The organism is Nonomuraea insulae (assembly GCF_042656245.1).
Window position 1 is genome coordinate 349,865 of sequence record NZ_JBHSPA010000023.1, and the last position, 25,585, is coordinate 375,449.

Consider the following 25,585-nt stretch of genomic DNA (forward strand, 5'->3'; position numbering starts at 1 on the left):
CGGATCGCTCTCGGGAATCGTCAAGACATATCGGCAATATTCTTTCTCGGCCGATCCGGGTTTCAGCCGGTCCAAACAAATCGCCGGAGAATTCTTGCGTTGTGTTTCCGCTGTCGTCAGGCGTCCTTGGGATTGTCTTTGGCAATTGGCAGAATCTCCACGTATCCCTCGCTGCCGTTCACGCGGATGAGCTGCCCGTCCTCGATGCGCCTGGTGGCGCCCTCCACGCCGACGACGGCGGGGAGGCCGTACTCCCTGGCCACCACGGCGCCGTGCGTCATCACGCCCCCGACCTCCATGACGACGCCCTTGACGGAGACGAACAGGGGCGACCAGCTCGGGTCGGTGAAGACGGTGACGAGGATGTCGCCCTCCTGCACGTCGGCCTGTTCCATGCTGAGGATGACCCGGGCGCGGCCCTCCACGACGCCCGACGACACCGCGATTCCGGCCAGCGCCCCCTCCGGCAGGGTCCCCGCGTCGTATTCGCCGGAGATGACCTCGCCCTCGGAGGTGATGACACGTGGGGGAACGAGCTTCTGGTACGTCTCGTGCGCCTCCCTGCGCCGGCTGATGATCGAGTAGTCCAGCTCACCCGTGCCGACCACCTTCCTGAGCTCCTCAAGGGACAGGAAGTACACGTCCTCGGGCCGCTTGATGATCCCGCGCTCCACCAGCTTGCCCGCCTCTTCCATCAGCGCCCGCTTGTAGATCTCGTACCGCAACAGCAGGGAGTGCTTGGAGTACTCGCGGTAGCCGATGAAGTGGCGGATCAGGCTCATCTTCCTGGCCGCCTTCTTGGCCTTGCCCGCCCCGCCGGGCAGCTTCCTCAGCCTGTCGAGGAGATCGTCGATGGTGCGTCGCGCCTCGGCGCGGCCCTGCTCGGCCTTGCGCTCACGCTCTCCCGGCGGGAAGTTCTTGATGTTGCCGAGGAGCAGCGGGACGAGCAGCGTCGGGTCCTCGCTCCAGCGCGTCCTGGTGATGTCGATGTCTCCGGCGCAGTGCATGCCGTACGTGCGCAGATAGTCCTGGATGGCGTCCTTGACGAGGTCACCGCCCTCGAACCGGGCCAGGCCGGCGAAGAAGGTGTCACGCTCGGCGCTCTCCAGGTAGCGCATGACGTCGGGGTGCTCGCGGACGACGTCGGCGACGTCCAGCAGGCCGAGGCCCATGGCGGCCACGACGTTGTGGTCGGCCGACTGGGAGATGGCGTCGGCGGCGTTCTTCTCGCCCAGCCAGGCTTCCATGTGCTTGTTGACCCAGTTCACCGACTGGATGCCGAGAAAGGCCGCCGCCACGCTGCGCGGGTCGAAGGTGAGCTCGGCCAGCACGTCGTGGTCGTCGATGATGGCCTCGAACAACTCCTCGCCGGATTTGCCGGCCAGGCCACGCCGAAGCCGGTCGACCGTCGCCTCGGTCCGCGCGATGAGGTCGGGCACGACGCCGGGATCGTCCTCGCGGGCGAGCTTGAGGTACTGGCGCACGATCGGCAGCGGGCCGCCCTCACCGAAGTCCAGCATGGAGGTCTTGCCGTGGGCCAGCGAGGCGACGAAGTCCTTCCTCTTCAGCACGGTGCGCAGGGCGTTGGCCATCAGGACGTCGACCTGCCCGAGGCTCTTGAGCGTGGCGGGCCTGGCCCAGGCGGAGGTGAGCTCGGCCGAGACGTCCTTGTAGAACCGGTTGCCGGCCACGACGCCCGCCGTGCGGCCGAGCTTGTCGTGCAGCAGGGAGAACAACGACAGGCCCAGAGGGGCGAAGGCGTCGGTCATCATCTGCCGGTGCCCGTAGGAGACGTACACGTGATTCTTGTCGTCGTGCGCGGGCGGCACGGGGTAGAGCGTGGTGATGGGGCGGCTCTGCAACACGTAGAACCTGCCGTCGCACAGGGCCCACTCGATGTCCTGGGGCTTGCCGAAATGCGACTCGATCCGCCGGCCCAGACTTTCCAGCCGCAGGATCTGGCCGTCGCTGAGCTTCTGGGCGCTGCGCCGCTCAGGTTCGATCGGCTGCTCCTGGGTGCCGCCGGACGCGGAGGCGCGCAGTTCCTTCGTCTGCTCGACGATCTTCTTGTCGATGATCTGCCCGGCCTTGACCCGGTAGTTGTCGGCGTTGACGAGCCCGGAGACGAACGCCTCCCCGAGGCCGAACCCGGCGTCGATCGAGGTCACCCTCCGGTTGGCGGAGACGGGGTCCGCGGTGAACATGATGCCCGCGGCGTCCGGGAAGATCATCTGCTGGACGACCACCGACAGCCGGACCGCGCGGTGGTCGAAGCCGTTCTGGATGCGGTAGGCCGTGGCGCGGTCGGTGAACAGCGACGCCCAGCAGCGCCGCACGCTGTCGATCAGCGCCTCGGTCCCCCGGACGTTGAGGTAGGTGTCCTGCTGGCCGGCGAAGGAGCTGGAGGGCAGGTCCTCGGCGGTGGCGCTGGAGCGTACCGCGCAGGGCACGTCCTCGCCGCCCGCGTCCTGGAGGTGCCGGATGACCTCGTGCTGGATCTCCTCGGGCACGGTCAGGCTCTCGATGGCGGCCCGCAGGCGGGTGCAGGCGGCGGCGATCCCCGCCCGGTCGTCGGCACGCAGCCCGGCCAGCCCGTCGATCAGCGCGCTGATCGACGGGTCCCCCTCCACGACCTCCTGGTAGGCCTCGGTGGTGACGCAGAATCCGTACGGCACGCGAACCTCGCCGATGGCGGACAGTTCGCCGAGGTTGGCGCCCTTCCCTCCGACCAGGGTGAGCTGCGTCTTGTCGATGTCATGGAACCCGAGCACGTACGCACCCATGGTTGCTTCCCGTCTCTTGTGTGGCAATTACAATACAGTACACACCTGCATTCAAATATTACGATACAGTTCTGCTCTGTATTGTATAGTCTCTAGGAAGGCCACTCATGGCGGCCAAGATCTGCCTCGTGACCGGCGCCTCGTCGGGCATCGGCCGCGCCACCGCGCTGGAACTGCGCGAAGCGGGCCACATCGTGTACGGCGCCGCGCGCCGCGTGCAACGGATGGACGAACTGCGCCAGGCCGGCGGCCACCCCGTGGCGATGGACGTCACCAGGGACGACGATCTCGACCGCGTCGTGCGTACGGTGCTGGACGAACAGCAGAGGATCGACGTGCTGATCAACAACGCCGGGATCGGGCTGCACGGCGCCCTCGAGGACGTGCCCGTCGAACGGGCACGGCACCTGTTCGACGTCAACGTCTTCGGGCCGGCCCGGCTCATCCAGCTCGCCCTGCCCTACCTGCGCGAGCAACGTTCGGGGACGATCGTCAACGTCTCCTCGATCGCCGGTGAGATCTCGCTGCCCCTGGTCGGCTGGTACCACGCCTCGAAACACGCGCTGGAGTCGTACTCGGACTCGCTGCGGCAGGAGTGCAAGCCGTTCGGCATCGATGTCGTGGTCATCCAGCCGGGGATCATCAAAACCGAGTTCGAGGAGGACACGCCGCGAGAGCTCCGCGCCGTCTCCGGTCGCGGACCGTACGCGAAGCTCGCCGAGTCGATGGCGAGCCGGGCCGAGAACGCGACCAAGGCCTCCGACCCCGCCGTGGTCGCCAAGACGATCAGGCGCCTGCTCGAATCCCCGAAGCCGAGAGTGCGCTACCCCGTCGGCTACCTGGCCAGAACGATCCTGGCGCTGAACAAGCTCCTGCCCGACCGGACGTTCGACTCCATGGTCACGAAGATCGACAGGACATGACCGGTCCCGTGCACGCTCCGCGCCAGCCTGGGCGGCCGCGCAGCCAGGAGGTCGACACGGCGGTGCTCGCCGCCGCGCTCGACCTGCTGATCGAACGCGGCGCCAGCGACACCAGCATCGAGCAGGTGGCCCAGCGGGCCGAGGTGACACGAGCCACCGTCTACCGCAGGTTCCCCGACAAGACGGCCCTGCTGATCCAGGCCATCGAATCGGTGCACCACGACCACGCTCCGGAATGGCCCGACATCGAGCAGATGCTCGACAACTGGGCGACCTACCTCAGCGATCCCCGCAACCGCCGCATGCTGCGCCGCCTGTACGGGGCGGTGGACGACTACCCCGAGCTGCTGCGGACCTACCGGAACTCCCACGGGAGACGGCGCGCGGACGCCGAGAACGCCACCCTGCGACGCTCGCGCGAGCGCGGGCAACTGCCGCGGGACAAGGACCTGGACGTGGTGCAGCAGATGCTCAACGGCGCGGTCCTGCACCATCTCGGCGCGTACCCCGACACCGAGGGCGCCGATGCCATCAGGGCTTACCTCATGGCGGTTCTCCAGCAGGTCGGCTACCGGCGCGCCTGAGGCCTCACATGCGCAGAGGAAGCTCGACGGTGATCACCGTGGGCCCTCCGCGCGGACTGCGGATGTCGAGCGTGCCGTCCATCGTCCCGACCCGGGCGGTCAGGCCGCGCAGCCCGGATCCGGTGTCCATCGCCGCGCCGCCGACCCCGTCGTCGCCGACGAGCAGCGTCAGCAGACCACCCCTCCCCCGGACGTCGACCGTGGCATGTCCGGCGCCGCTGTGCCTGGCCACGTTGGCGAGCAGCTCGGTCGTGCAGAAGTAGGCGATGGCCTCGATGGCCGGCGCCGGCCGCTCGGGCAGGTCGGCTTTCAGCCGGACGGGGATCGGGCTCCGTGCGGCGAGCGTGGCCAGGGCGGTCTCCAGCCCCTTGTCGAGCGCGGGCGGATGGATGCCGCGGATCAGATCGCGCAGTTCGGCCACCGTCTCCTTGGCGCTGCGGTGGGCGCCGTCGACGAGGGCGCGGGCGCGCTCCAGCCGTTCGGGTTCCCGGGCGTCGTCCAGCTCCTCCTGGGCCATGCCCAGGTTCATGGCCAGCGTCACCAGCCGCGCGGCCGTCCCGTCGTGCAGGTCGCGCTCGATCTGGCGGAGTCTGGCGACCGCGTCGTCCACGGCCAGGGCCCGCGCCCGCTCCAGACGGCGGATCCGCATGTCGCCGGGGCTCGGCCCGAGCAGTGAACGGGCGAGCATGCGCTCCGGGGCCAGCGCGAGAGCGACGCCCCAAGGGGCGAGGAGCAGCAGCGCCACTCCTGCCGTGCTCATCAGAACCGCACCCGGCCAGCCGGTGAGCGACAGGTACGCCAGCGTGAAGGACTGCCACCACAGGGGGCAGAGGAGCAGGAGCAGGCCGCCTCCCCACAACCCGGCAGCGGCGGCGAAGGCGACGAAAGCCGTCGGCAGCCGGAACATCCCGTGGAGGACGGCCCGCCATCCCGTCGCGTCACCGAGCGCCGTACCGACCCAGTTCACCATCCCCCGCGTGGAGCGGAAGGGCAGAGGGTCGGGCACCGGCACGCCGGCCAGCACCCGCGCCAGCCGCCGGTTGGCCGTGCCCAGCCCTCTGGCCGCCCGCAGGCTCACGGCCAGCATCGGCACCCCGACGAGGTTGGCCGTCATGAGAACGCTCACCCCCACGAGGACGAGATGCACCAGGCCGATTCCCGCCATCAGCGGCAGCATCAGCGCGTAGGCGAGCTCGCGCTGCGCCCGCGCCTGCACAGCGGCGGTGAGCAGCACACGCCACGGGCCATAGCCGTCCTCCTCCGCCTGCTCGCCCATGCTCCTCCTCACCTGGCAAACGTCCCGGCTCCGAGCTACAGCCTGACGGACACTCACCGGCGAGAACACCCGGACAGCTTGTGGGGGACATCCCGAAGCCGGTACGGAGGATGTCCCGGTGGCGACTGATCATCCAGTCTCGCCAGGGTGATCACCATGATGACGACCAAGCAGTGGCACCGGCGTGGCAGGACCAGATGGCTGGTCATCGGTGTGGCGGTGGCGGTGGCGGCCATGGCCGGACCGGCGCCTGCGGCCTCCGCCGCCCGGGACGCCCAACCGGCCTGGCGGAGCTGCGCGGGCCAGGGCCTGCCCGCGGGCATGCAGTGCGCCGAGATCACGGTGCCCGTCGACTGGGCCGAGCCGGACGGCAAGAAGATCGAACTGGACCTGGCCCGGCTAACGGCCACCGAGCCCGCACGCCGCATCGGCAGCGTCCTGGGCATCCCCGGCGGACCCGGCGCCGACGGGATCGAGGACCTGAAGCGCGTCGCGGCCGACCTCACCGAGCTGGGGCGCAGGTTCGACATCTTCGGCTACAAACCCCGCACCAGGGTGTGGCTCTCGCAGGTGCCGCCCTCCTGCATGCAACCGGCGACGACGCTGTACGACCCCGATAACCGCAAGGAGTACACCGCGCAGGCCGCGGCGATGAACAAGGCCTTCAAGGCGTGCCAGAAGGCGGACAGGACCGGTCTGTTCGCCCACATGGACTCCCTGTCGGTGGCCAGGGACACCGAAGCGGTGCGCAAGGCCCTGGGCGAAGAACGGCTGAGCTTCATGGCCACCTCCTACGGAGGGGTGACCGCCGCCGCCTACGCCCGGCTGTACCCGAAGCGGATCCGCGCCATGTATCTCGACGGCGTGATCAACCAGGTCCGCGGCTGGCCTGACCAGTACCTGCGGAGTATGTCCGTCCAGGAGCGGGTGTTCACCAAGTTCACCACCTGGTGTGCGGCCACCCCTGCCTGCGCGCTGCACGGACAGGACGCCGCGGCGGTCTGGCGCGAGCTCATCCGGGATGCCGATCGCAAGCCGATCCCGGTCACGTCTTCCGAGTTCGGCAAGGGCGAGCTCACCGGATGGCACCTGAGAGCTCTCGGCTTCACGAACGCCCCGGGGCCGGACGACTCAGGCTGGCTGGCCTTCGCCGAGGCGGTGGTCAAGGCCAGGCGCGGGGACGGCTCCGGATTCGCGGAATTCGTCCTGGGCAACACGCGCACCTGGGTCATGCCCGGCGTCCTGGCGATGAGCTGCGGGGACGAGCGCGGCTACACCGGCTACGCCCAGCTGCAGACCTTCCGTCGTCAGTCGCGGAAGACCTCGCCGAACTTCGGCGGCGGAGCCATGATGGACGCGCTGGCCTGCGCCGGCTGGCCGCTGCCGGTCGCCAACCCGTCCCGCCCGCTGCCGTCCCGCGGCCTGCCGCCGTCCCTGGGAGTCGGCAGCACATGGGGCGACTACACCTGGACGGACAGCTTCACCAAGATGATCCCGGGATCGGTCACGGTGGGCTACGACGGGCCCGGCCATGCCCTGTACCTCCTGGGCAAGAAGTGCCCGATCCAGCACGCCACCACCTATCTGACCGACCTGAGACTGCCCGAGCCGGGCACCACCTGCCCCGCCGAATGATCCCCCTGCCAGGGGAGGCGTTTCGCTCGTACAGGGGATGGCCGGCGCAGGCGGGGCCGCGAGACTCGCGGTCATGCGTGTACATGTCGAGGCGGGCAGACTCAGGTCGCTGCGCCGGGCCGCCGGGATCGCGGCAGCGGCGGCGATGTCCCTCTATCTGCTGGTCAAGGTGATCTGGATCGCCCTGGAGGTGGCGCAGGGCTCGGCCGAGTGGGTGCTGCTCAACGCGGTCACGGTGGTGATGGCCCTGGCCGGGATCGGGCTGGGGCTGGCGCTGGCGCAGCCGTGGGGCATGCGGTTGCCGGCCTGGCTGGTGCTTCCTGTCGGGTGGATCGCCGGCGGGTTTCTGGTGTCCATGCTCCCGTACATGGCCGTCAGCAGCCTGCTGGTGCCGAGCGTGCCCGAGCCCGCGGCGGAGTCCGCCCTGCCGGCCTGGGAGACGGTGTTCATCGGCGTGGGATTCGCCGGGATGGCGGTGGCGTTGGTCGTCGGCCTGCCGCTCTTCCTGCGCGAGCGGTGGCCGTGGGCCTTCACGGGCCGGGTGGGCGGAAACCGGGCGAGCGGCCGTACCAGGTGGATCTTGTTGCCGGTGGCGGCGCTCGCCGCGTTGTGGGCCTACTGGGCCGCGGGCGGGACCGCCGGGCTGGATCCGGCGGCCCTGAGCACGTGGGATGCCAATGCCAGGCTCCTCACCGCCAACAGCGCGCTGGGCGCGGTGTGCGCCGGCTGGAGCCTGTGGGCGCTGGGCCGATGGGGCAGCCCGCGGACGCCGATGTGGCTGCCCATGGCTCTGGGGTTCGTCGCTTCCGGGTCGTTGTTCTCCTGGGGAGCGTGGAAGTCGCTGTGGTTGCTGCTCCCCGGGACCTATCAACCGGCCGAACTACGTGGGGTGGCGCTGATCGAGCATGCCACAGCCGTGGCAGCGGGCCTGGCCATCCTGGTGACACTGCTGGGGGTCTACCGGCGCCGCCGGGCCTCGTCGCGATGACACGGAATGCTCGCGGTGAACGTGGTCGTTGCGCATCGGCGTGACCAAAGATCCGCCTGGCCCTGACGGCGTCAGCCGAAGGAGACCCCGTCGTGAGAGCTCCCTCCGGCGAGTGAGGTGAAAAGCCTGGTCATCCACGACAGTCGTGGGGGCAGTTCACAAATCACCCGCTGGGAGAAACACCATGATCAACGTCCTGTGGCGCACCGCCGGGGTCCTCGTGCTGGCCGCCGCCACGACCGCGGCCGGCCTCTCCCCCGCCGCCGCCTCGCCCGCCAAGACCACCACCGCCTCCATCAAGGGGTGGGCGCGGATGTACTTCCCTGCTCCGGGCAACGACGTCCAGGTCACCGTCGACGCCCATGGGGAATTCACCACGGAGAGCCCTGTCTTCCCCACCCGCGCCTGGGGCACGTTCCGCATTTATCACGCCGTCGACGAGCCGGGGAAGCCGCGCCAGGCGAACTGGGGGGAGGTCGAGGTCGACTGCCTGACCACCGGCGGCCCCACCGCGACCGTCACGGGAACCCTCGTCAAGGCCACCCCTGGCGGCCCGTGGGAGGACCTGGTGGCTCGCAAGGTCCGGATGGGCGTGAGCTTCTACGTCGCCGCCAAGGGCGCGGGCCCCAGCAGGATCGGGCTGGCCGGGGCGACGTTGCCGGGCGAGCCGCCGCTGACCAAGTGCATGGCCCCGGCCCCCGGTTCGCCGGTGACACGGGGCGGCTACGTCCTCAAGGACAAGGGCGGAATTCGGTAGCCCCGCGCGGGATGTTGTGCGAGGGTGCTGCACAAGATCGGGAAGGCGTGGAGCTGATGTGGGACGGGCGCGGTTCTGGCGAGCGCCGGCGACCCGCCACAAGGTGCGCCCGACCATGGCCTTCCCGAGGACCGCGGGGTGCGCCGGTGTTGATGATCGAGGCCGCGACCGAGCGGCGTCGCTTGGCGAACGTACGAGGACCAGCGAGAAATGACCCCCACCGAGCACCCCGAGCGCCTGGAGCAGGGACACCCGTTCCGGCAGTGGAAGACCTGGCGGATACCCGGCACCGAGCTGACCCTCACCGGCTACTCCCGCGCGAACGACAAGACGTTCTTCCACATCCCCGAACTGCGGTGCAGCCTCGACGCGGGCCTGTGCGAAGGACGGCGGGTGGACACGGTCTTCCTGACCCACACCCACCATGACCACTCCAAGGATCTCGACTATCTGGCCGCCAACCCCTCCGGCACGGACATCTACCTGCCCGCCGAGGCGGTCCCGTACGTCGAGTCCTACATCCGCGCCTCCGCCGAGCTCAACCACGGAACGGGGTTCGATCCCGCCCTGGCGAACCACCGCCTGCACGGCGTGAGGCAGGACGACGAGTTCACCTTCGGACGCCGGGGGCACCACGTCCGGGTGATGGAGTGCGAGCACAAAGTGCCCTGTGTCGGATACGCCTTCTCACAGCGGAGCAAGACGCTGCGGCCGGAGTTCGAGGAACTGCGACAGTCTCTGGTACGTCAGGGCAAGGGCGGCGAGTTCGGACGCGTCATGGCACGCAACCGCGAAGAGGGCATCGAGGTCGACACCGAGATCCGCCGGCCGCTCTTCGCCTTCCTGGGCGACACGCACACAAGCGTCTTCGAACGTAACCCCTGGCTGTTCGACTACCCGGTCGTCATCACCGAGTGCACCTTTCTCGAGGACACGGAACTGGAGCGCGCGAACCGGATCGGGCACACGGTCTGGAGCCGGCTGCGGCCCGTGGTCGAGGCCAACCCGCGGACGTTGTTCGTCCTGATCCACTTCAGCCTGCGTTACTCCGATCAGCAGGTTCTCGCCTTCTTCCGGCGGCAGTGGGACTCGTGGCCGGACAACGTCCTGCTGTGGGTCCACCCGGATGGCCACCTGCCAGAACAGCACCAGCACCACAAGTCCTGACCCGGACGGCAGGGCGATCGCCTGTGGGCGAATCCGCGCCTGAACATGGCCCCTGAGCTGGCCAAATAAATCGCTATACATGGGCGGACACGGATTGTATCTTTGCGATGACTCTACGCGTTCGTTTGGCGATGGACACCAGGAGATGTCATGCGACCACGCCTCCGAGACGACGTCCGTTACGTGCCCTGCGACGGGGGCGCGTACGTCCACGCCGACCATGGCGCATGCACTCTGAAAGGCGCGCAGGCGTACGAGTGGCTCGAAAGGCTCGCCCCTCACCTGACCGGCGAGCACAGCCTGGCCGAACTGACCGCCGAGCTTCCCACCGACCGCCGCCGGATGGTCGCCGATCTCGTCCGGACGCTGGCGGACCAGGGATTCCTCATCGACGCCGCCGATGAGGAGCCACACGGGCTGAGCGAGCGCGAACGACAGATCTACGCCGCCGAGATCGCCTTCGTCCGTCACCGTCTGGGCTCGGCCGAGCGACGATTCGAGCGGCTCCGCCAGGCGCGCATCACCCTCGCCGGACACGGCCCGGTGCTGACCGCCCTGCTGGAGGCGGTTCTGGTCTCCGGCTGGCGGCAGATCCGCGTGGTGGCCCCCGCCGAGGAGACCGAAAAGCTGCGGGAGACGGTAGCGCGAGCCCGCCGCGACGAGGACCAGCGAGTACGCGTAGACCCAGCCACCCCCGAACCGCTGCTCCACAGCACCACAGAACCACTACCGACCGGCACCGACGGACCGCGGCCGGCGAGCACGGAAGGACCATTGTCAGCCGACACCACCAGACCGCTGTCGGCAGACACCGCAGAACCCCCGTCAATCGGCACCACCGGACCACTGTCGGCGGGCACCACCGGACCCCTGCCAGCCGGCACCACCGGACCCCTGCCAGCCGGCACCACCGGACCACTGTCACCAGCAACCGCAGGGCCGCAGTCGGCGGGCGCCGACGGATCGTTGTCGGCCGGCGCCGACGGATCGTTGTCGGCCGGTGCCGATGTGGTCTTGCAGGTCGGGACGGAGGTGGCGAGCCTGCTCGCGACGGCACGGGCATGCCCGGCCGATGTGGTGCTGGGCCAGATACTGCTGCGCCCCGCCGAGGCGTGGAGCGTCGGCCCCGGCCCGGCGGCCACGGCGCTCTCGTGCTGGCACCGGCTGGCCGGCCTGCCGCACCGCGATGAGAACGACGACGGCACGAACCTGCTCACCGGCCCGGTCCCCGCGGTGCTGGCCGCCCAGTCAGCCCTGTCATGCTTCGCCCGATTCACCGGCCTGGCACACCCGTCGGAGCCCCCGGCGGCGACCCGGGTGGACCTGCGCACGCTGGAAACGCATCGCCATCGGATAGTGCCCTGGACGTCCCCCGTACGGCACGACGAGGCGAGGCTGCGCGCGACGATCGAACAACTCCAGGCAGCCGAGCCGATCACGCCGGAAACCCTGCTCGAACGCGCGAAGCGGTATGTGGATCCCCGCACAGGACTGCTGGGAACGCTGGACGAGCAGGACCTGGTCCAGGTCCCGATATCGGTATGCCGAGCGATGATCTCCGACCCGCACCGGCTCCTGCCCGGCTGGGCACCCCCACCGCAGGCCATCGGCTGGGGACGGGACCGGCGAACCGCCCGCGTACGCGCGCTACTGGCCGCCTGCGCAACCTACGACACCCTGACCGCCTACGCGACCCACAACTCCCCACCCACCTACCCGACCCACGACACCCTCGCCACTGCGACCTCCTCGACCTCCTCGACCTCTGCGGGCACTGCGGGAACAATGGCCACTTCGACCACTTCGGGCGCTTCGGGCGCTTCGGGCGCTTCGGGCGCTGCAGCCTCTTCAGCCGCTTCGGGCGCTGCAGCCTCTTCGGCCTCTTCGGTCTTCGGCGACGACGCCGGATCATGGGGCCTCGAACCACTCACCGGCCGCACGCGCCGCCTGCCCGCGGCCTCGCTCGTGCCGACTACCTGGACCAACCGCACAACGATCTCCCACCCCACCGAGGGGCCTGCCAGACCGCCGATCGGGGCCGGGGCCGGACTGTCGTGGGCGGCCGCGCTGGCAGCGGGGCTGCGCTCACACGCCGAGGCGCTGCTGCGCGCCCACATCACGGCCAACGCCCCGACACCCACGGAAAACTTCGCCGTATCCACATCCGCAGCCGCAGCCCACGCGGACCCCTACGCCCACGCCCTCGCCGACCTCGCCCCCGACCCCGACCCCGAAGCTGACGCTGAAGACGGGCTCGGAGCCGCAGTCGACGCCGACCCCAACCCCGACGCCCACACCGCAACCGCAGCCAGCCCCCACACCGACGCCGACGCCTCAGTCGACGCTGAAGCCGACGGCGGTGCTGAAGCCGACGGTGAGGCGGCGCACTTGTTGCACTTGCTGCGCGCGGCGGGAGAGCGGCCGCGGGTTCGTGACCTCACCGGCGTTCTCCAGCTTCCCGCCTATGCGGTGACCTGCGGATCGGCGGTCTCGGTGGCGTGCGCCACCACGCCGGTCGTGGCGCTGCGGGACGCGCTGGAGCGCGCGCTGCTGGCCTGGCAGTCGCGGACCGCGCGGCAGCCGGCCTACGCCGATCCCGCGCCCTCGTGGTGGGTGGAGGACGAGGCGCCGGAGTGGAAGGTCCTGGCCGAGGCGCTGCGGGAGGCCGGGCACGTGCCGGTGGTGGTGCCCCTGAACCATGACGCGGCCGCGGCCGAGCTGCTGCCGTACGTGGTCCGGGTGGTGTTGTGCGATGACTGATGTCCTGGCCGGCCCTCCGGCGGTCGGCGAGCTCCGCCCCGCCCCGCCGCGGGTGGCTCTGCAGGGGTCCGGCCGTCTGCGTGAGGCCGTCGCATCGGCGTTGCCGCAGGCGCCCGTGTGCGGCCCGCTGACCGGCGCTCCCAGCGACCTCGACGCGCCTGACGTGCTCGTGACGGCCCGCGATGCCGCTGACACCCGCGACTACGGTTACCTCCACTGGCAGGCCGCCGCGGCGCGGATTCCCTGGTTGCCGATCCGTACGGACAGCGGCTGGGTGCTGATCGGCCCGTCGGCCCGGCCGCCGCTGCCCGGCTGCCCGCTCTGCGCCGAGCGGCGGCGTACCGGCAACCGGGCGGATGCGGGAGCGCGGCGCGCGCTGCGGGAGCGGTACGGCGAGGAGCCGGTCACGCGGCCGTGCGCCTTGCTGACACCGCTGCTGGCCGCCACCGTCGGAGCGCTGGTGGTGGCCGAGACCGGGCTGCTGCACCGCGACCCGGCCGCCGCCCGCACCCATCGGACACTGCTCCGGATCTCGGTCGAAACCGGCACGCTCACCCGGCATCCGGTGCTGCCCGACCCACTCTGCCCCCACTGCGCCCACCTTCCGGCGGATCGGCCCCGCGCTCTGGCGCTCGGGCCGTCGCCGAAGCCCGACCCGGACGTTTTCCGCGTACAGCGCCTGACCGGACGCCAGGCGGACCTGGAACGGCTGTACGTGGACGCCGAGACCGGCCTGATCCAGTCCCTGGCGACGGGGACGGCGGGAGGCGGCGCCACAGCTGTCGCCCGCCTGCAGCCTGGCACCTCGCGGCACGAAAGCGACCACGGCTACGGCCGGTCCCGCGACTTCGCCACGGCCGGGCTCACGGCCCTGGCCGAGGCGCTGGAACGCCACGCGGGCCTGCGGCCCAGGGGCCGCCGCACCACTGTCCGCGCCGCCTACGCCGACGTGGCCGGCCGCGCCCTGGACCCGCGCACGCTGGGCCTCTATCCGGACCCGTGGTACGACCAGCCGGGCTTCCCTTTCGCCCGCTTCGACCCGCAACGGCCGACCTCCTGGGTGTGGGGCTACTCCTTCGCCCGAGCCGAACCGCTGCTCGTCCCGGAGAGCTTCGCCTATTACGGCCCGCGGCCCGAGCGCGATCCCGCATTCGCCTACGAGTGCTCCAACGGCTGCGCGATCGGCGGCTGTCCGGCCGAGGCGATCTTCCACGGCCTGCTGGAGGTCGCCGAACGGGACGCGTTCCTGACCACCTGGTACGCCCGCCTGCCCGCCCCCCGGGTGGACCTGGACTCGGCCGCGGACCGGGCGATCCCGATGGCCGCGGCACGGATCCGGCACGACCTCGGCTACCAGGTCATGGCCTTCGACACCACCCTGGAGCAGGGCTTGCCCGCGTTCTGGGCGATGGCCGTCGATCGGGCGGGCGATCCGGGCCGCCCGTACGCGGTGTGCGCGGCGGGCGCCCATCCCGACCCCGAACATGCCCTGGCCTCGGCGCTGGCCGAACTCGGGCCGGGAATCGAGAGCCTGGCGCACGGCTACGACGCCGGGCGGGCCGCGCGCCTGCTGGCCGAGCCGGAGCGGGTACGCGAGATGGACGACCACGGCCTGCTCCACGGGCATCCCGACGCGTTCCGGCGGCTGGCGTTCCTGCCGGTCGAAGGGCCGCCGCGGCCGATCGCGAGAAAGAGATGGCCCGCCCGCGACGATCTGACCGGCGACCTGGCCGAACTGGTCGGCCGCTATCTGGCGACGGGGCTCGACGTGATCACCGTCGACACCACCGGCCCCGAGTTGCGCGCGGGCGGCTTCGCCTGCGCGAAGGTGCTGGTGCCCGGCACCGCCTCGATGACCTTCGGCCACCGTTTCCGCCGTACGCACGCTCTGCCGCGGCTGTTGCGCATGCCGCGTCTGCTCGGCCACCGGGATCGCGACCTGCTTCCCGGTGAGCTCAACCCCGACCCCCACCCTTTCCCGTGAGGACCGCCATGGACACATCGGGTACGGCGATCCGCGCCTATCTGGAGGCGCTGCGGGACGACCAGGCGGGGCCGGTCGCCCGGGGCGCCGCTCCGGACCGGTGCAAACGCTACTTCGGCGGCACCCGGCTCACCCCGCCGCCTGGTCCGGCCGGGGAGTTGCTGCGTGACCTGCTCGGCCTGGTCCGCGTCGACTGGGTTCATCCGGCGGACGAGCGAGGACGGCCGGTCGAGGAAGCGCCGTGGCTCGTGGTGGGCCGGCCCGCGCCCTCCGGCGGAGGGTTGTATCCGATCGAGTGCTACCTCGCGGCCGGCACCTCCGATCTGCCCGCCGGCCTGTTCCACTACGACCCCGTACATCACGTCCTGGAGACGTTGCGGGCCGGCGATCACCGTCCGGCATTCACCGCCCTGCTCGCCGCGCCCCCGCCGCAGCCCCCCGACCTGGTGCTCGTGTTGTCGGCCGTCTTCTGGCGCAGCGGTGTCAAGTACGGCGACTTCGCCTACCGCCTGCAATGCCAGGAGATCGGCGCCCTGGCCGCGCAGGCGATGGCGCTGGCCGAGAAGCTGAGCCTGTCGGCCTCGCTCCACCTGCGGTTCGACGACGCCACGGCCGACCGGCTGCTCGGCCTGGACGGCGCCACGGAAAGCGTGCTCGCCGTACTCACCGTGCAGGGTCACACCCCCACTCTCCCCGTACGGAGGCACGCCCCCGCCGAAGCGGACGACCTCACCCCCAGCGATCTCCCCGTACGGAGGCACGCCCCCGCCGAAGCGGACGACCTCACCGTCGCGCCCACGGTCAGGTCCACGGGCCCGCAGCCGATCACCGGACTGCTCCCCCACCTGACCGCCCTGCACGCCGCCACCCGCGCCACCGCCCCAGCCCCCGAGACCCGCCCCCACGCCCACAACCACGGCCCAACGCCCGCCCCCACGCCCACGCCCACTCCGACGCCGACGCCGACGCCGACGCCGACGCCGGGGACGGGGACGGGGACGGGGACGGGGACGGGGACGGGGACGGGGACGGGGACGGGGACGGGGATGGGGGAAATGGTTGCTCTGCCGGAGGCCGCTCCGCCGCGGCTCTCCGACGGCATCCCCCACCGGGTCTCGCCCCGGGCCGGTTACCGGCCCGAGCCGATCAGCCCGCGCGAGCTCGCCCAGATCCTCGCCGCAGCCTCCACCAGCTGCCCCGGCGACCTGCCCGGTGACCTGCCCGACCCCTCGCCCATGCTCCACCTGCTCGCCCTGCGCGTGACGGGCGTGCGGGCGGGGATCTACAGCTACGACGCCGAACGGCACGCCCTGACGCCGGTGGCCGGCGAGCCCGTTCAAGGCGGGAGGCTGGCGCCCAACACCCGCCTCGCGCTGCGAAGCGCCGCGGCGGCGCTCATCCCGGTGGGCGACCCGCTGGGTGGCGTCCGGCGGTTCGGCGACCGCTGGTACCGCATCCAGCAGGCCGCGACGGGCCTGGCCGTGCACCGGGCCACGCTGGCCGCCGCGGCCCTCGGCATCGCATCACGCATCCACTCCGACGGCACCACCGCCGCCACTCAGGCGGCACTCGGCCTGACGGGCAGCAACAGGCAGGCGCTGAGCTTCCTGCTGCTCGGCAGGCCCCCCATGGGCCCGTCGCTCATCCGGCCTCTCCCCGCTGCGGCGGTGGACGAGGCCGGTTCAGGCGACGGAATCGCACCTGCGCGACGCGTGGGTGCCGGTCATCCCCCTATATGACGGGAGAAAACCATGTCAGGAAAGCTCAACCTCGACGGCCTCGCGGTGGACAGCATCGAGGTGCTGCCCGCTGACTCCATCGAGTTCCTCACCACCGGCCACGGCATGACCGAGACCGCCGCGTCCTTCGCCTGCCTCTGCGGCACACGCTGCAGCGGCGTGGCTCTACCACTGGACGAGGACTGATCGGGGTGCGCCCGGGCCTCGGGCCCGGGCGCACCGCCCCTTCCAGAAAGGTCGATCGCATTGCCTGGAAGCAGCCGTAGGGATCAGCTCTCGCCCGTGTTCGGGGTGCGGGTGGCGGGAATGCCGGTCGGCGACCTCGAAGCGCTGCGCTTCACGCGTACATGGTCGGTGGTCGACGAGTGGCTGGAGACTTCGGCCGCGGTGGCGAGCGAGGGCGAGGCGTTGTCCGAGGAGTTGCACGAGGTCATCGGCGAGAACGTCAGGCCCGAGCTCAAAGCGCTGCTGGTGGCGCTGCGCCGGGCGCTGTTCCGCGGACGCCTCCCGCAGCCGCGTACCCGATCGGAGGAGGTTCTGGGGGCGCTGCCGAACGACCTCGCCCAGCGGGTCACGGCCTGGTCGCGCCGTGTGGAGCGGCGGGAGGCGCTGCGGGCCGAGCTGCCCGGCGTGCTGGCGGCGGAGCGGGAGGAGAAGACGGCGCGGCTGCGCGAGATCGTCGCCGCCGACGCCTTCCGTCACGGCCTGGCGCAGAGCAGCCCCGTGTTGTCGGCCGAACTGGACAAGTGGCTGACCGGGCGGTCGCGGGCCGTTCCCGGCCGGCAGACGTTGCTGCGGCTGGCCCGCTACGTCGCCCGCGCGGTGGCCAAGACCAGCCCGTACGCCACGTTCACGGCGGCGGGGTTCGGCCGGTGGACGGAGCACGGGCCGGCGGTGGAGCCCGCTCGGTCGCTGGTGCGGCGGAGTGTGGCCGAGCTTCACCCGTTCGTGTCCGAACGAATCTGGCGCGCGCTCGCCGACCGGCCCGAGCTGCGCGAGCAGGTGCGGCTTCGGGTCAACCCCTCGGCGCTGGAGGACGAGGGCCGCATCTGGTTCCTCGGCCCCGGTCCCGGCGAGCCCATCAGCAGCGTGCCCGCGACGAACGCCGTACGCGCTGTCCTGGAGGCCGTCCGCGCCTGCCCGCGACCGGCCCGTCTCGGCGACGACGTAAGGCAGGCGGTGGCGGTTCTGCTGGAGGCGGGCCTGCTGGAGCGGCGGCGAGCCTACGCGGAGCAGTCCGGCGATCCCCTCGGCGAGCTGGCAGGTTGGCTGCCCGCCGGCCACTCCGCCGCGGAAGCGCTGCGGCGGCTCGACGAGGCAGTGGCCACCTACCCCGCTCTGACCTGTCCTGCCGAGCGCGCCCACCGCTCGCGGCAGATCGGCGAGCAGGTGCGGAGCCTGTGCCCGGAGGAGGAGGTCGGCACGCCCAGCCTGGAGACGGCCCTGCTGAGCGGCGTCGTGACCCGGTGCGGCAGGGAGCGGTGGCAGCCGGTCCTCGACGACCTGGGCGCGGTGCGTGAGCTGCTGGGATTGCTGGACACGGACCTGCCGGTCAGACTGGCGGTCGCCGCCTTCTTCCTGCGCCGTCACGGCCGGTCCGGTTCGGTGCCGTTCCTGAGGTTCTACCGGCAGGTCCACCAGGAGGCCGGGCTGGGCGCGCTGTTGCGCCCGTCGCCGGCCAGGAGCCCCGGTCAGGGCCCCCTCGCCGACCTGCGTCACCAGACCTGGCGGACGCTGCGGGCCGCGGGAGAGGACCCGGCGGGCGTGATCCGGGTCGATCCGGAGCTGGTACGCAAGCTCGCCGCCGGTTGGCCGCCCTACGTCCGCCCGCCCCGCTCCATCGGCTGTTACGGCCAGGCGATCGTCACGCCGCAGGGTCCTGGCCTGGTCGTCAACACCATCGCCTGCGGGTACGGCCGTGGGCTCGGCCGCCTGCACCATCTGCTGACGCAGGTCACCGACGAGGTCCCCGCGTTGGACCGCCACGGTGTGGCCGAGAGCCTGGGCGCGTTCGGCACCAGCCTCAACCTGCGGCCGCCCGCCGGACGGGCCATCGACTACCCCTTCACCACCGACGACGACCCGGACGCCCTCACGCTGACGGAGCTGCGGGTCGGATACGACGTGGAGCGCGAGCTGCTCGTGCTCCGCGACGCCGACGACTGCCCCGTGCGTCCGATGCATCTGGGGCTGCTCACCCCCTTCCTGCTGCCTCCCGCGTACGCGTTCCTGGTATGCGTCTTCGGCGAGCCGCCGGTGGCCCTGCCGCCCGGCCGGCTGCTGGGCGGCGCGTCCAGGGGGCGGTCGCCCCGGCTGGACGTCGGGCGGGTCACGCTGTCCCGCGCCCGCTGGCGCCTGCCCGCCGGGGACGTGCCCACCCCTGGCAAGGGCGAGAGCGAGGCGGCGTACGTGCTGCGCTTCGCCCGCTGGCTGGCCGAGCACGGCATCCCGCGCCGGTTCTTCGCCCGTGTCGTCTCCGCGGAGAGCTCGTTCACCAAGGCGCGCAAGCCGCTGTACGTGGACGCGGCCAACTATTTCCTGCTGTTCGATCTGGCCCGCGCCGTCGGCGGCCCCGGTGACCTGGTGGTGCTGGAGGAGGCCCTGCCCGACCCGACGGACGGCCCGTGTTACGGCGACGACGGCAGCCGCGTCACCGAGTACCTGTTCCAGATCACCGCGGCGGCGGAGCACCCATGACGACGTCCTGCGGCTGGATCAGCGCGCACCTCTTTCACGCGGGTTCCCTCGACGCCCTGGTCGAGCACGTCGCCGCGCCCTTGACGGCGGAGCTGCGCGAAGACCTGGCCGGGTTCTTCTTCCTGCACTACTGGGAGGGCGGCCCTCATCTGCGGCTCAGGGTGAAACCGGCTGAAGGGGCCGACGCCGGGCGGATCCGCCGCCTGATCGAACGGCGAGCCGGCGCGTACTTCGCCGCCCACCCGTCGCGGCGCGAGCTCCGTACCGGCGACTACCAGGCGCTCGCGGCCCGCTACGCCCGCGCGGAAGGCCTGGCCGCGTACGACGGCCGCCTGCACCCCAACGACGCGGTGGAGTTCATCGCCTACCTGCCCGAGCGCCGTGCCTACGGCGAGGAAGCCTGCGTCGCCGCGGTGGAGGAACACTTCACCGACTCCAGCCGCCTGGCCCTCGACCTCCTCGCCACCAAACCCGACCAGGGCGGGCGGGCGGCCATCGGCCTGGCGGCGCTCACCCTCACCGTGGCGGCCTGCCTGCCCGACCAGCGGGCGGCGGCTCTGCGGCTCCGCGCGGGCATCCGCTTTCCTCCCGAGGTCGAAGAGGCTTTCCAGCGTGACAGGGACGGCCTGCTGCGGCGGACCCGCCGGTTGTGGGACCGACCGGGCGAAGGCATGCTGGGCGCCTGGTCGTCCTCGCTGCGTACCCTGCGCGACCGCCTGACCGATCTGGGCGCGGCGCCGGCCGACGTGGACACCCCGGCGGCCTTCCTGGCCCGGGTGCTGAGGCCCGAGGCCGCCGCCGTGCCGTACATCCTGCTGCGCTGCACGCACCTGCTGCACAACCGGCTGGGCGTCACCCCCACCGCCGAACAGCGTCTCACCCTGCTCACCCTGCGCGTCATAGCCGCGCTTCACGAAAGCTGACCCGCATGACCACTCTCGCGCCGTCCCGCTGGCACAGCACCCACATCGCCTACCACGACGTGCCCGGCCAGGACGACCTGCTGCTGGACGCCGTCGGCCCGCTGCTGCGCCTCCTGGGCGGGGGCGTCGAAGGCGTCCATGTGCTGCGGCACTGGCGCCGAGGCCCCCACGTACGGCTCAACGTCGCGGCCGACCCCGTCACCTGGGCGGACGTCGCGCGGCCCGCCATCGAGGAGATCATCGGCTCCTATCTGCGCGACAGCCCGTCCACGGCGGTCCTCGACCAGCCGGCGCTGCTCGCCCAGCACCGGGTGCTCGCGGAGCAGGAGCGGGACGACGGCCCGCTCACCCCCTGGTATCCCGACAACTCCCTGCACCACGCCGCCTACGACTCCCGCCACGCGGTGCTGGGCGATGAGGCCGCGGGCCTGCTGGCCGACTTCTACACCGACAGCACCCCGCTGCTGCTCGACATGTTGCGGCACCTCCGATCGGGCCACGACACCAAGGACGGCCTGGCCCTGACGCTCATGCTGGCCACCTCCCACACCGTCATGGGACCGATCACCCGGAGCTTCGTCTCCTTCCGTTCCCACGCCGAAGGGTTCCTCGCCCACTGCACCGACCCCGACGCCATGCGCGCCGCCTTCGATCGGGATTACCAGGCCCGCCGCGACGAGATCACCGGGAAGGTGCGCGCGGTGATCGCCACCCTGGACGGCGCCACCGGCACGCCGGTGCCCTTCGCCTGCGAATGGGCCGCTCTGATGGCCGCGTACGCCGGCCGGGCCGAATCTCTCATCGCGCGCGACGGGCTGATCGACCAGGGCTCCCGCCAGGAGGCCCTGGCCCTTCCCAAGCTCAGCGCCTTCCACCGGCTCATGTACTCCAGCCAGACCTACTACGACCGCGTCTTCGCCGACCCGGCCTTCCTGCGTTACCGCGTGCTGCTCAACTACACCTACCTGCAGAGCACCCGGCTCGGCATCACCCCGCCGGCCCGCTTCCGCCTCTGCCACCTGGCCGCGAGCGCGGTGGAGGAGATCTACGGCGTGTCGGCGTTCGAGCTGATCCGCGCCTTCGTCGAAGCCCACCCGTGAACCGGGGCCGGTCAGGTGACCAGGCCCCTGCGGTAGGCGTAGACCACCGCCTGCACGCGGTCGCGCAGGTCGAGCTTGGTGAGAATGCGCGACACGTATGTCTTGACGGTCTCCGGGCTGATCACCAGCGTCCCGGCGATCTCGCTGTTGGACAGGCCGTTGGCGATGAGGCGTAGCACCTCCAGCTCGCGCGGGGTCAGCGCGACGTCGTCCGGCGTGCCCTTGGGGGGACGGATCCGCGCCGCGTACCTGCCGACGAGCTGCCGCGTCACCTCGGGTGCCAGCAGCGCGGCGCCTGTCGCGACGGTGCGGATGCCCTGCAGCAGCTGCCCCGGTGGGGCGTCCTTGAGCAGGAACCCGCTCGCCCCCGCGCGCAGCGCTTCGTAGACGTACTCGTCCAGGTTGAACGTCGTCACCACGAGCACCTTGATGGGGTGCGCCACCCCGGCGCCGGCCAGCAGGCGGGTCGCCTCGATGCCGTCGAGCACCGGCATCCGCACGTCCATCACCACCATGTCCGGGTTCAGCTCGCGGGCGAGGTCGACGGCGGCGCGACCGTCACCGCACTCGCCCACCACCTCGAGGTCGGGCTGCGCGTCGATGATCGTCGCGAGCCCGGTGCGGATCAGCACCTGGTCGTCGGCGATCAGGACCCGGACCGGCGTGTTCACGATGTGCTCCCCGCGGGGATGCTCGCCTGTACGAGGAAGCCGCCGCCCGCCCGGCGGTCCGCGCTGAATTCGCCGCCCAGGGCGTCGACCCGCTCGCGGAGCCCGGCCAGGCCCCGGCCGCTGCCGCCGGGAGAGGCGGTGCGTGAGCCGGAGCCGTCGGTGCCGACCTGCACGGTGATCTCCTTCTCGCCATAGCGCACGCGGACTACGGTGCGGCTGCCGTGGGCGTATTTGAGGGCGTTGGTGAGGGATTCCTGCACGACCCTATAGGTCACGAACTCGGCGCTGCCGGTCGACTCCGCCGGGTTGCCCTCTTCGGTGAACTCCACCGGCTGGCCGGCCTGGCGGGTCTGCTCCACGAGGGTGTGCAGTTCGCCGGGGGCCGGCGGCCTGACGTCGGTGTCGTGGTCGGGGTTGAGCAGGTCGAGCAGGTGCCGTAGGTCGGTGATGGCGCGGCGGCCGGTGCTGGTGACGGCGCTCAGGGTGGTGTCGAGGCGGTCGGGGGCGGCAGTCAGATAGCGGGCCGCCTCGGCCTGGACGACCATCGCGGTCACGTGGTGGGTCACCACGTCGTGGAGTTCGCGGGCGATGCGGGTGCGTTCGGCGGCCCGGGTGGCCTCGGCGACGTGGCGGCGGCGTTCGGCCTCGGCGGCCCGGGTGGAGCGCAGCCAGCCCCCGATGCCCCACGCGAGGACCAGCGTCAGGTAGAACACCACGAATCCCTCGGGCCCCTCGGCCGAACCGAGCTGGTCGAGCGCGACCGCCAGCGGCACATAGGCCACGGACAGGGCGGCCACGGCGGTGCGCCGGTGGCGTTCCAGATGGGCGCCCGCGCTGATGAGCGCGACGGGCAGTGCGATGCCCGCGAACATGTGGTAGCCGCGGAGCTGGTCGAGGGCGAAGCCGAGTGACACCAGGGCGAGGCACACGGCCGGCCACCGCCGGCGCAGGGCGAGCGGAAGGCACTCCAGGGCGGCCACCACGAGGGTGAGCGCGTCGAAGGGGCGCATCGGCAGGTCGCCGACCTGCGTCCCGTGGCCGTAGAGGGCCGGCAGGAGCGACGCGACGACCAACAGCAGCGCGAACGGAGAATCCCGGAGCGTGACGTCACTTCGCCGCCACAGGTCCTGGACCCGCGTGACGTCACTCCGCCGCCACAGGTCCTGGACGCGCCGGAGGTCGATCACTGGGAGAGCGTAGCGGTCGCGTCGGGCCAGGCGCCGCGACGGAGAGGGACCAGGTTGCCGACCGCCGCGACGGCCACGAGCTGCTTCAACAGCCGCATGACGACTCCTCTGCGAATACCGCGACCTGAGTGCCACGGCTACGCCGAGAACGCTATGGACTCGACGGCCCGGAATCGTCACCGCGCGGTGGACACTCTCGGTAGCTCGCACGGGGGACAGGCGCGCCCCGATCGACCTGGCGCTATGGCCGGCCGGCCGCACGTCCGGCAGTGGTGGAACACGCGGCGGCGGTGCGCACGCGGGCGGGTAGGTGGCGGGCGGCCTGCTCGCGGGCGTGGAGGCGGACCAGGTCGTGCATCCGGTAGCGGTCGGGCCCGGCGGGTTCGAGGAGGCGGGCATCCATGAGGTGGCTGAGCGCGGCTTCCGCCCTGCGCTCCGGCCAGCCGGTGACGGCGGACGTACCGGCCGCCGTGTGGATGGGCGTTTCCAGCAGGCCGAGCATCAGGAACGCGTGGGAGGCGTCATGACCCGCGGGTTCTCTCGGAAGATGCTGGAGGCTGACCGCGATGCTGTCGCGGACGGCCAGATCGGCGTGTTCGAGGGCGTCGAGGCGATGGTCGGGGTCGTTGAGCTGATCGGCCAGACAGGACAGCGTGCGATCGGGCCGGGCGGCCAGGCGCGCCGCCGCGATGCGGAGCGCGAGAGGGAGGCCGCCGCACTGCCGGACGATCTGCTGCGCCGCTTCCGGCTCGTCACGGACCCGGTCGGGATCCGCGATGCGGCCGAACAGCGCGGTGGCGTCGGTGTGATCGAGCCTGGTCAGGTGCAGCTCGCTCGTGCTGTCGAGCGAGGCCATGTTCTGGCGGCTGGTGATGACGACCGCGCAGGCGGGCCCGGCGGGGATGAGCGGCCGGATCTGGCCGACGTCGAGCGCGTTGTCGAGGACGACCAGCAGATTACGCGTCGAGGTGAGCGAGCGGTAGCGGGCGGCGGCCTCGTCCAGGATCGGCGGTATGGCGGCGTCGTCGAGCCCGAGTGAGCGCAGCAGCCGGCAGAGGGCCTCGAACTTCGGTAATGGCTGGAGCCCGGCGGTGGCGGCGCGCAGGTCGACATAGAGGATGCCGTCGGCGAAACGATCGGCGACGGCGTGCGCGACGTGAACGGCCAGCGCGGACTTGCCGACCCCACCGGGACCGTGCACTGTGGCGACGGCCGACAGCCCCGGCCGGGTATCGGTGATCGTCCTGCGCAGCCAGGCTATCTCCGTGGCGCGCGCGGTGAACGCCTGGATGTCGGCGGGGAGTTCGGTGGGGATGACGAGGCCGGTGAGCGTGGCCCGCTGTGCCGGGGCGCCGAGGTCGAGCGCGGGATCTCGCTGGAGCACCGCCCGCTGCAGCCGGCGCAGTGTCCCTCCGGGTTCGATACCCAGCTCGTCGGCCAGGACGCGGCGCGTCTCCTGGTACACGGCGAGAGCTTCCGAGGTGCGCGAGGACCGGTACAACGCCAGCATGAGCTGGGCGCACGGACGTTCCCGCAGCGGATTGGCCTCGACGTGGGCGGTGAGCACCGGTACGACCGCGCGATGATCACCGACTGCCAGGCGCAGGTCGACGTGGTCCTCCAGCGTGGTCAGGCGCTCCTCCTCCAGGCGAGCCGACTCGGCCTGGGCCCACGAGGCGGTCATGCCGGCCAGCGCGTCCCCCCGCCACAGGGCCAGAGCTCGCCGGAACAGCGACTCCGCCGCCGCGATCTCGCCCTTCGCCCTCGCGGCACGTGCCCGGCGGGCCAGCAGCGAGAACAGGTGGACGTCGACGCACTCGCGGGGAAGGTTCAGCTGGTAACCGCCGGAGACGGTCGCGATGATCTCGTCGTCAAGGTGCGGTGAGAGCAGACCGCGAAGTTTCGACACCACGATGTGCAGCTGCTTGCCCGCCGTCATCGCCGTGCTCTCGCCCCACACCTGGGCGAGCAGTTGTTCCGCGGCAACCGGCTGCCCGGCGCTCAGTGCCAGCCTGGTCAGGACCCCGACCCGCCGTTCACCGGTGAGCACGGCCCGCTCGCCGTTCGCCGTGAGCTCCCACGGCCCCAGCAACTTCATCTCCAGTCCCATCAAGGCTCCCTGTCGTGTCGCGAAACTCTGTGCCGAGGGGGCGGGGAATGGAGACGTTCGCTCGTGGGAGTACCCGCTGCCCCCGTGCAGTGGGTATCCACGCGGCCTGGCTGTGGCCGGATCATCACCTTACGGAGACATCGGGCATATCGGTGTCCGGCGAATGCCCGACAAACGGGGGCCTGGACCCGTCGAACCGTGATCACGATGAGGGGCGTTCGCCTGACACGCCCGCGTTCCCGCCATCCGTAGGCTCGCGTCGGGGGCGGAAGGGATCCCATCGTCATGCCTGCCGTGTCAG

18 protein-coding genes are annotated in these 25,585 nt (G+C 71.4%); 13 read left to right on the plus strand and 5 right to left on the minus strand.

What is annotated here, in order from left to right; translation table 11 throughout:
- Positions 1–116: 116 nt before the first annotated feature.
- Entirely contained in the window at positions 117–2,783 is a 2,667-nt protein-coding gene (gene rph, locus ACFPZ3_RS19355; protein ID WP_379515537.1) for a rifamycin-inactivating phosphotransferase, read from the minus strand.
- 107 nt (positions 2,784–2,890) lie between these two features.
- Here rph and ACFPZ3_RS19360 point away from each other — a divergent pair, with 107 nt between their 5' ends.
- Both ACFPZ3_RS19360 and ACFPZ3_RS19365 read left to right on the plus strand, forming a co-directional pair.
- Complete coding sequence (locus ACFPZ3_RS19360) at positions 2,891–3,706, plus strand: oxidoreductase (RefSeq protein ID WP_379515538.1); 816 nt, start codon at positions 2,891–2,893, stop codon at positions 3,704–3,706.
- Positions 3,703–4,290, plus strand: coding sequence for a TetR/AcrR family transcriptional regulator (locus ACFPZ3_RS19365; protein WP_379515539.1), 588 nt, complete (start codon positions 3,703–3,705; stop codon positions 4,288–4,290). Before ACFPZ3_RS19360 ends, ACFPZ3_RS19365 begins: the two co-directional genes overlap by 4 nt.
- 4 nt (positions 4,291–4,294) lie before the next feature.
- Here ACFPZ3_RS19365 and ACFPZ3_RS19370 read toward each other — a convergent pair whose 3' ends face one another.
- A complete protein-coding gene (locus ACFPZ3_RS19370; protein WP_379515540.1) occupies positions 4,295–5,566 on the minus strand; it encodes a sensor histidine kinase in 1,272 nt (423 codons plus the stop codon).
- A 156-nt stretch (positions 5,567–5,722) separates the two neighbouring features.
- Between ACFPZ3_RS19370 and ACFPZ3_RS19375 the strand changes: the two genes are divergently transcribed.
- The 11 genes from ACFPZ3_RS19375 (at position 5,723) to ACFPZ3_RS19425 (ending at position 21,316) form a co-directional block, all read left to right on the plus strand.
- Positions 5,723–7,201: an alpha/beta fold hydrolase gene (locus ACFPZ3_RS19375; RefSeq protein WP_379515541.1), complete on the plus strand. Its 1,479-nt coding sequence runs from the start codon at positions 5,723–5,725 to the stop codon at positions 7,199–7,201.
- Between the two features lie 73 nt (positions 7,202–7,274).
- Positions 7,275–8,189, plus strand: coding sequence for a hypothetical protein (locus ACFPZ3_RS19380; RefSeq protein ID WP_379515542.1), 915 nt, complete (start codon positions 7,275–7,277; stop codon positions 8,187–8,189).
- Between the two features lie 184 nt (positions 8,190–8,373).
- On the plus strand, positions 8,374–8,946 hold the full coding sequence (locus ACFPZ3_RS19385; protein ID WP_379515543.1) for a hypothetical protein: 573 nt from the start codon (positions 8,374–8,376) through the stop codon (positions 8,944–8,946).
- 210 nt (positions 8,947–9,156) lie between these two features.
- Positions 9,157–10,113 carry an MBL fold metallo-hydrolase gene (locus ACFPZ3_RS19390; RefSeq protein ID WP_379515544.1) on the plus strand — a complete coding sequence of 319 codons (957 nt, stop codon included), beginning with the start codon at positions 9,157–9,159 and terminating at the stop codon, positions 10,111–10,113.
- 150 nt (positions 10,114–10,263) lie between these two features.
- On the plus strand, positions 10,264–12,873 hold the full coding sequence (locus ACFPZ3_RS19395) for a hypothetical protein (RefSeq protein ID WP_379515545.1): 2,610 nt from the start codon (positions 10,264–10,266) through the stop codon (positions 12,871–12,873).
- Entirely contained in the window at positions 12,866–14,857 is a 1,992-nt protein-coding gene (locus ACFPZ3_RS19400; protein ID WP_379515546.1) for a TOMM precursor leader peptide-binding protein, read from the plus strand. Before ACFPZ3_RS19395 ends, ACFPZ3_RS19400 begins: the two co-directional genes overlap by 8 nt.
- An 8-nt stretch (positions 14,858–14,865) precedes the next feature.
- A complete protein-coding gene (locus ACFPZ3_RS19405) occupies positions 14,866–16,596 on the plus strand; it encodes a SagB family peptide dehydrogenase (RefSeq protein ID WP_379515547.1) in 1,731 nt (576 codons plus the stop codon).
- Positions 16,597–16,608: 12 nt separating this feature from the next.
- Complete coding sequence (locus ACFPZ3_RS19410; RefSeq protein ID WP_379515548.1) at positions 16,609–16,782, plus strand: thiomuracin/GE37468 family thiazolyl RiPP peptide; 174 nt, start codon at positions 16,609–16,611, stop codon at positions 16,780–16,782.
- A 96-nt stretch (positions 16,783–16,878) separates the two neighbouring features.
- Complete coding sequence (locus ACFPZ3_RS19415) at positions 16,879–19,293, plus strand: lantibiotic dehydratase (RefSeq protein ID WP_379515549.1); 2,415 nt, start codon at positions 16,879–16,881, stop codon at positions 19,291–19,293.
- On the plus strand, positions 19,290–20,216 hold the full coding sequence (locus tag ACFPZ3_RS19420; RefSeq protein ID WP_379515550.1) for a lantibiotic dehydratase C-terminal domain-containing protein: 927 nt from the start codon (positions 19,290–19,292) through the stop codon (positions 20,214–20,216). The genes ACFPZ3_RS19415 and ACFPZ3_RS19420 overlap by 4 nt, the downstream gene beginning before the upstream one ends.
- A 5-nt stretch (positions 20,217–20,221) precedes the next feature.
- Entirely contained in the window at positions 20,222–21,316 is a 1,095-nt protein-coding gene (locus ACFPZ3_RS19425) for a thiopeptide maturation pyridine synthase (protein ID WP_379515551.1), read from the plus strand.
- Positions 21,317–21,327: 11 nt separating this feature from the next.
- Here the strand turns inward: ACFPZ3_RS19425 and ACFPZ3_RS19430 are convergent, their stop codons facing one another.
- The 3 genes from ACFPZ3_RS19430 to ACFPZ3_RS19440 form a co-directional block, all read right to left on the minus strand.
- A complete protein-coding gene (locus ACFPZ3_RS19430; RefSeq protein ID WP_379515552.1) occupies positions 21,328–21,987 on the minus strand; it encodes a response regulator in 660 nt (219 codons plus the stop codon).
- The gene (locus tag ACFPZ3_RS19435; RefSeq protein WP_379515744.1) at positions 21,984–23,171 is read right to left on the minus strand and encodes a sensor histidine kinase; all 1,188 of its coding nucleotides are present in this window, start codon (positions 23,169–23,171) and stop codon (positions 21,984–21,986) included. The genes ACFPZ3_RS19430 and ACFPZ3_RS19435 overlap by 4 nt, the downstream gene beginning before the upstream one ends.
- Before the next feature lie 244 nt (positions 23,172–23,415).
- Positions 23,416–25,284, minus strand: a complete 1,869-nt coding sequence (locus ACFPZ3_RS19440; RefSeq protein WP_379515553.1) for an AfsR/SARP family transcriptional regulator — start codon at positions 25,282–25,284, stop codon at positions 23,416–23,418.
- Positions 25,285–25,585 lie beyond the last annotated feature (301 nt).

Excerpts from the sequence above, each read along its gene's own strand:
- ACFPZ3_RS19395 (WP_379515545.1), top strand. The coding sequence starts at position 10,264 with ATGCGACCACGCCTCCGAGACGACGTCCGTTACGTGCCCTGCGACGGG.
- ACFPZ3_RS19360 (WP_379515538.1), top strand. The coding sequence starts at position 2,891 with ATGGCGGCCAAGATCTGCCTCGTGACCGGCGCCTCGTCGGGCATCGGC.
- rph (WP_379515537.1), bottom strand. The coding sequence starts at position 2,783 with ATGGGTGCGTACGTGCTCGGGTTCCATGACATCGACAAGACGCAGCTC.
- ACFPZ3_RS19410 (WP_379515548.1), top strand. The coding sequence starts at position 16,609 with ATGTCAGGAAAGCTCAACCTCGACGGCCTCGCGGTGGACAGCATCGAG.
- ACFPZ3_RS19425 (WP_379515551.1), top strand. The coding sequence starts at position 20,222 with ATGACCACTCTCGCGCCGTCCCGCTGGCACAGCACCCACATCGCCTAC.
- ACFPZ3_RS19405 (WP_379515547.1), top strand. The coding sequence starts at position 14,866 with ATGGACACATCGGGTACGGCGATCCGCGCCTATCTGGAGGCGCTGCGG.
- ACFPZ3_RS19385 (WP_379515543.1), top strand. The coding sequence starts at position 8,374 with ATGATCAACGTCCTGTGGCGCACCGCCGGGGTCCTCGTGCTGGCCGCC.
- ACFPZ3_RS19365 (WP_379515539.1), top strand. The coding sequence starts at position 3,703 with ATGACCGGTCCCGTGCACGCTCCGCGCCAGCCTGGGCGGCCGCGCAGC.
- ACFPZ3_RS19375 (WP_379515541.1), top strand. The coding sequence starts at position 5,723 with ATGATGACGACCAAGCAGTGGCACCGGCGTGGCAGGACCAGATGGCTG.
- ACFPZ3_RS19420 (WP_379515550.1), top strand. The coding sequence starts at position 19,290 with ATGACGACGTCCTGCGGCTGGATCAGCGCGCACCTCTTTCACGCGGGT.
- ACFPZ3_RS19380 (WP_379515542.1), top strand. The coding sequence starts at position 7,275 with ATGCGTGTACATGTCGAGGCGGGCAGACTCAGGTCGCTGCGCCGGGCC.
- ACFPZ3_RS19440 (WP_379515553.1), bottom strand. The coding sequence starts at position 25,284 with ATGGGACTGGAGATGAAGTTGCTGGGGCCGTGGGAGCTCACGGCGAAC.
- ACFPZ3_RS19370 (WP_379515540.1), bottom strand. The coding sequence starts at position 5,566 with ATGGGCGAGCAGGCGGAGGAGGACGGCTATGGCCCGTGGCGTGTGCTG.
- ACFPZ3_RS19400 (WP_379515546.1), top strand. The coding sequence starts at position 12,866 with ATGACTGATGTCCTGGCCGGCCCTCCGGCGGTCGGCGAGCTCCGCCCC.
- ACFPZ3_RS19390 (WP_379515544.1), top strand. The coding sequence starts at position 9,157 with ATGACCCCCACCGAGCACCCCGAGCGCCTGGAGCAGGGACACCCGTTC.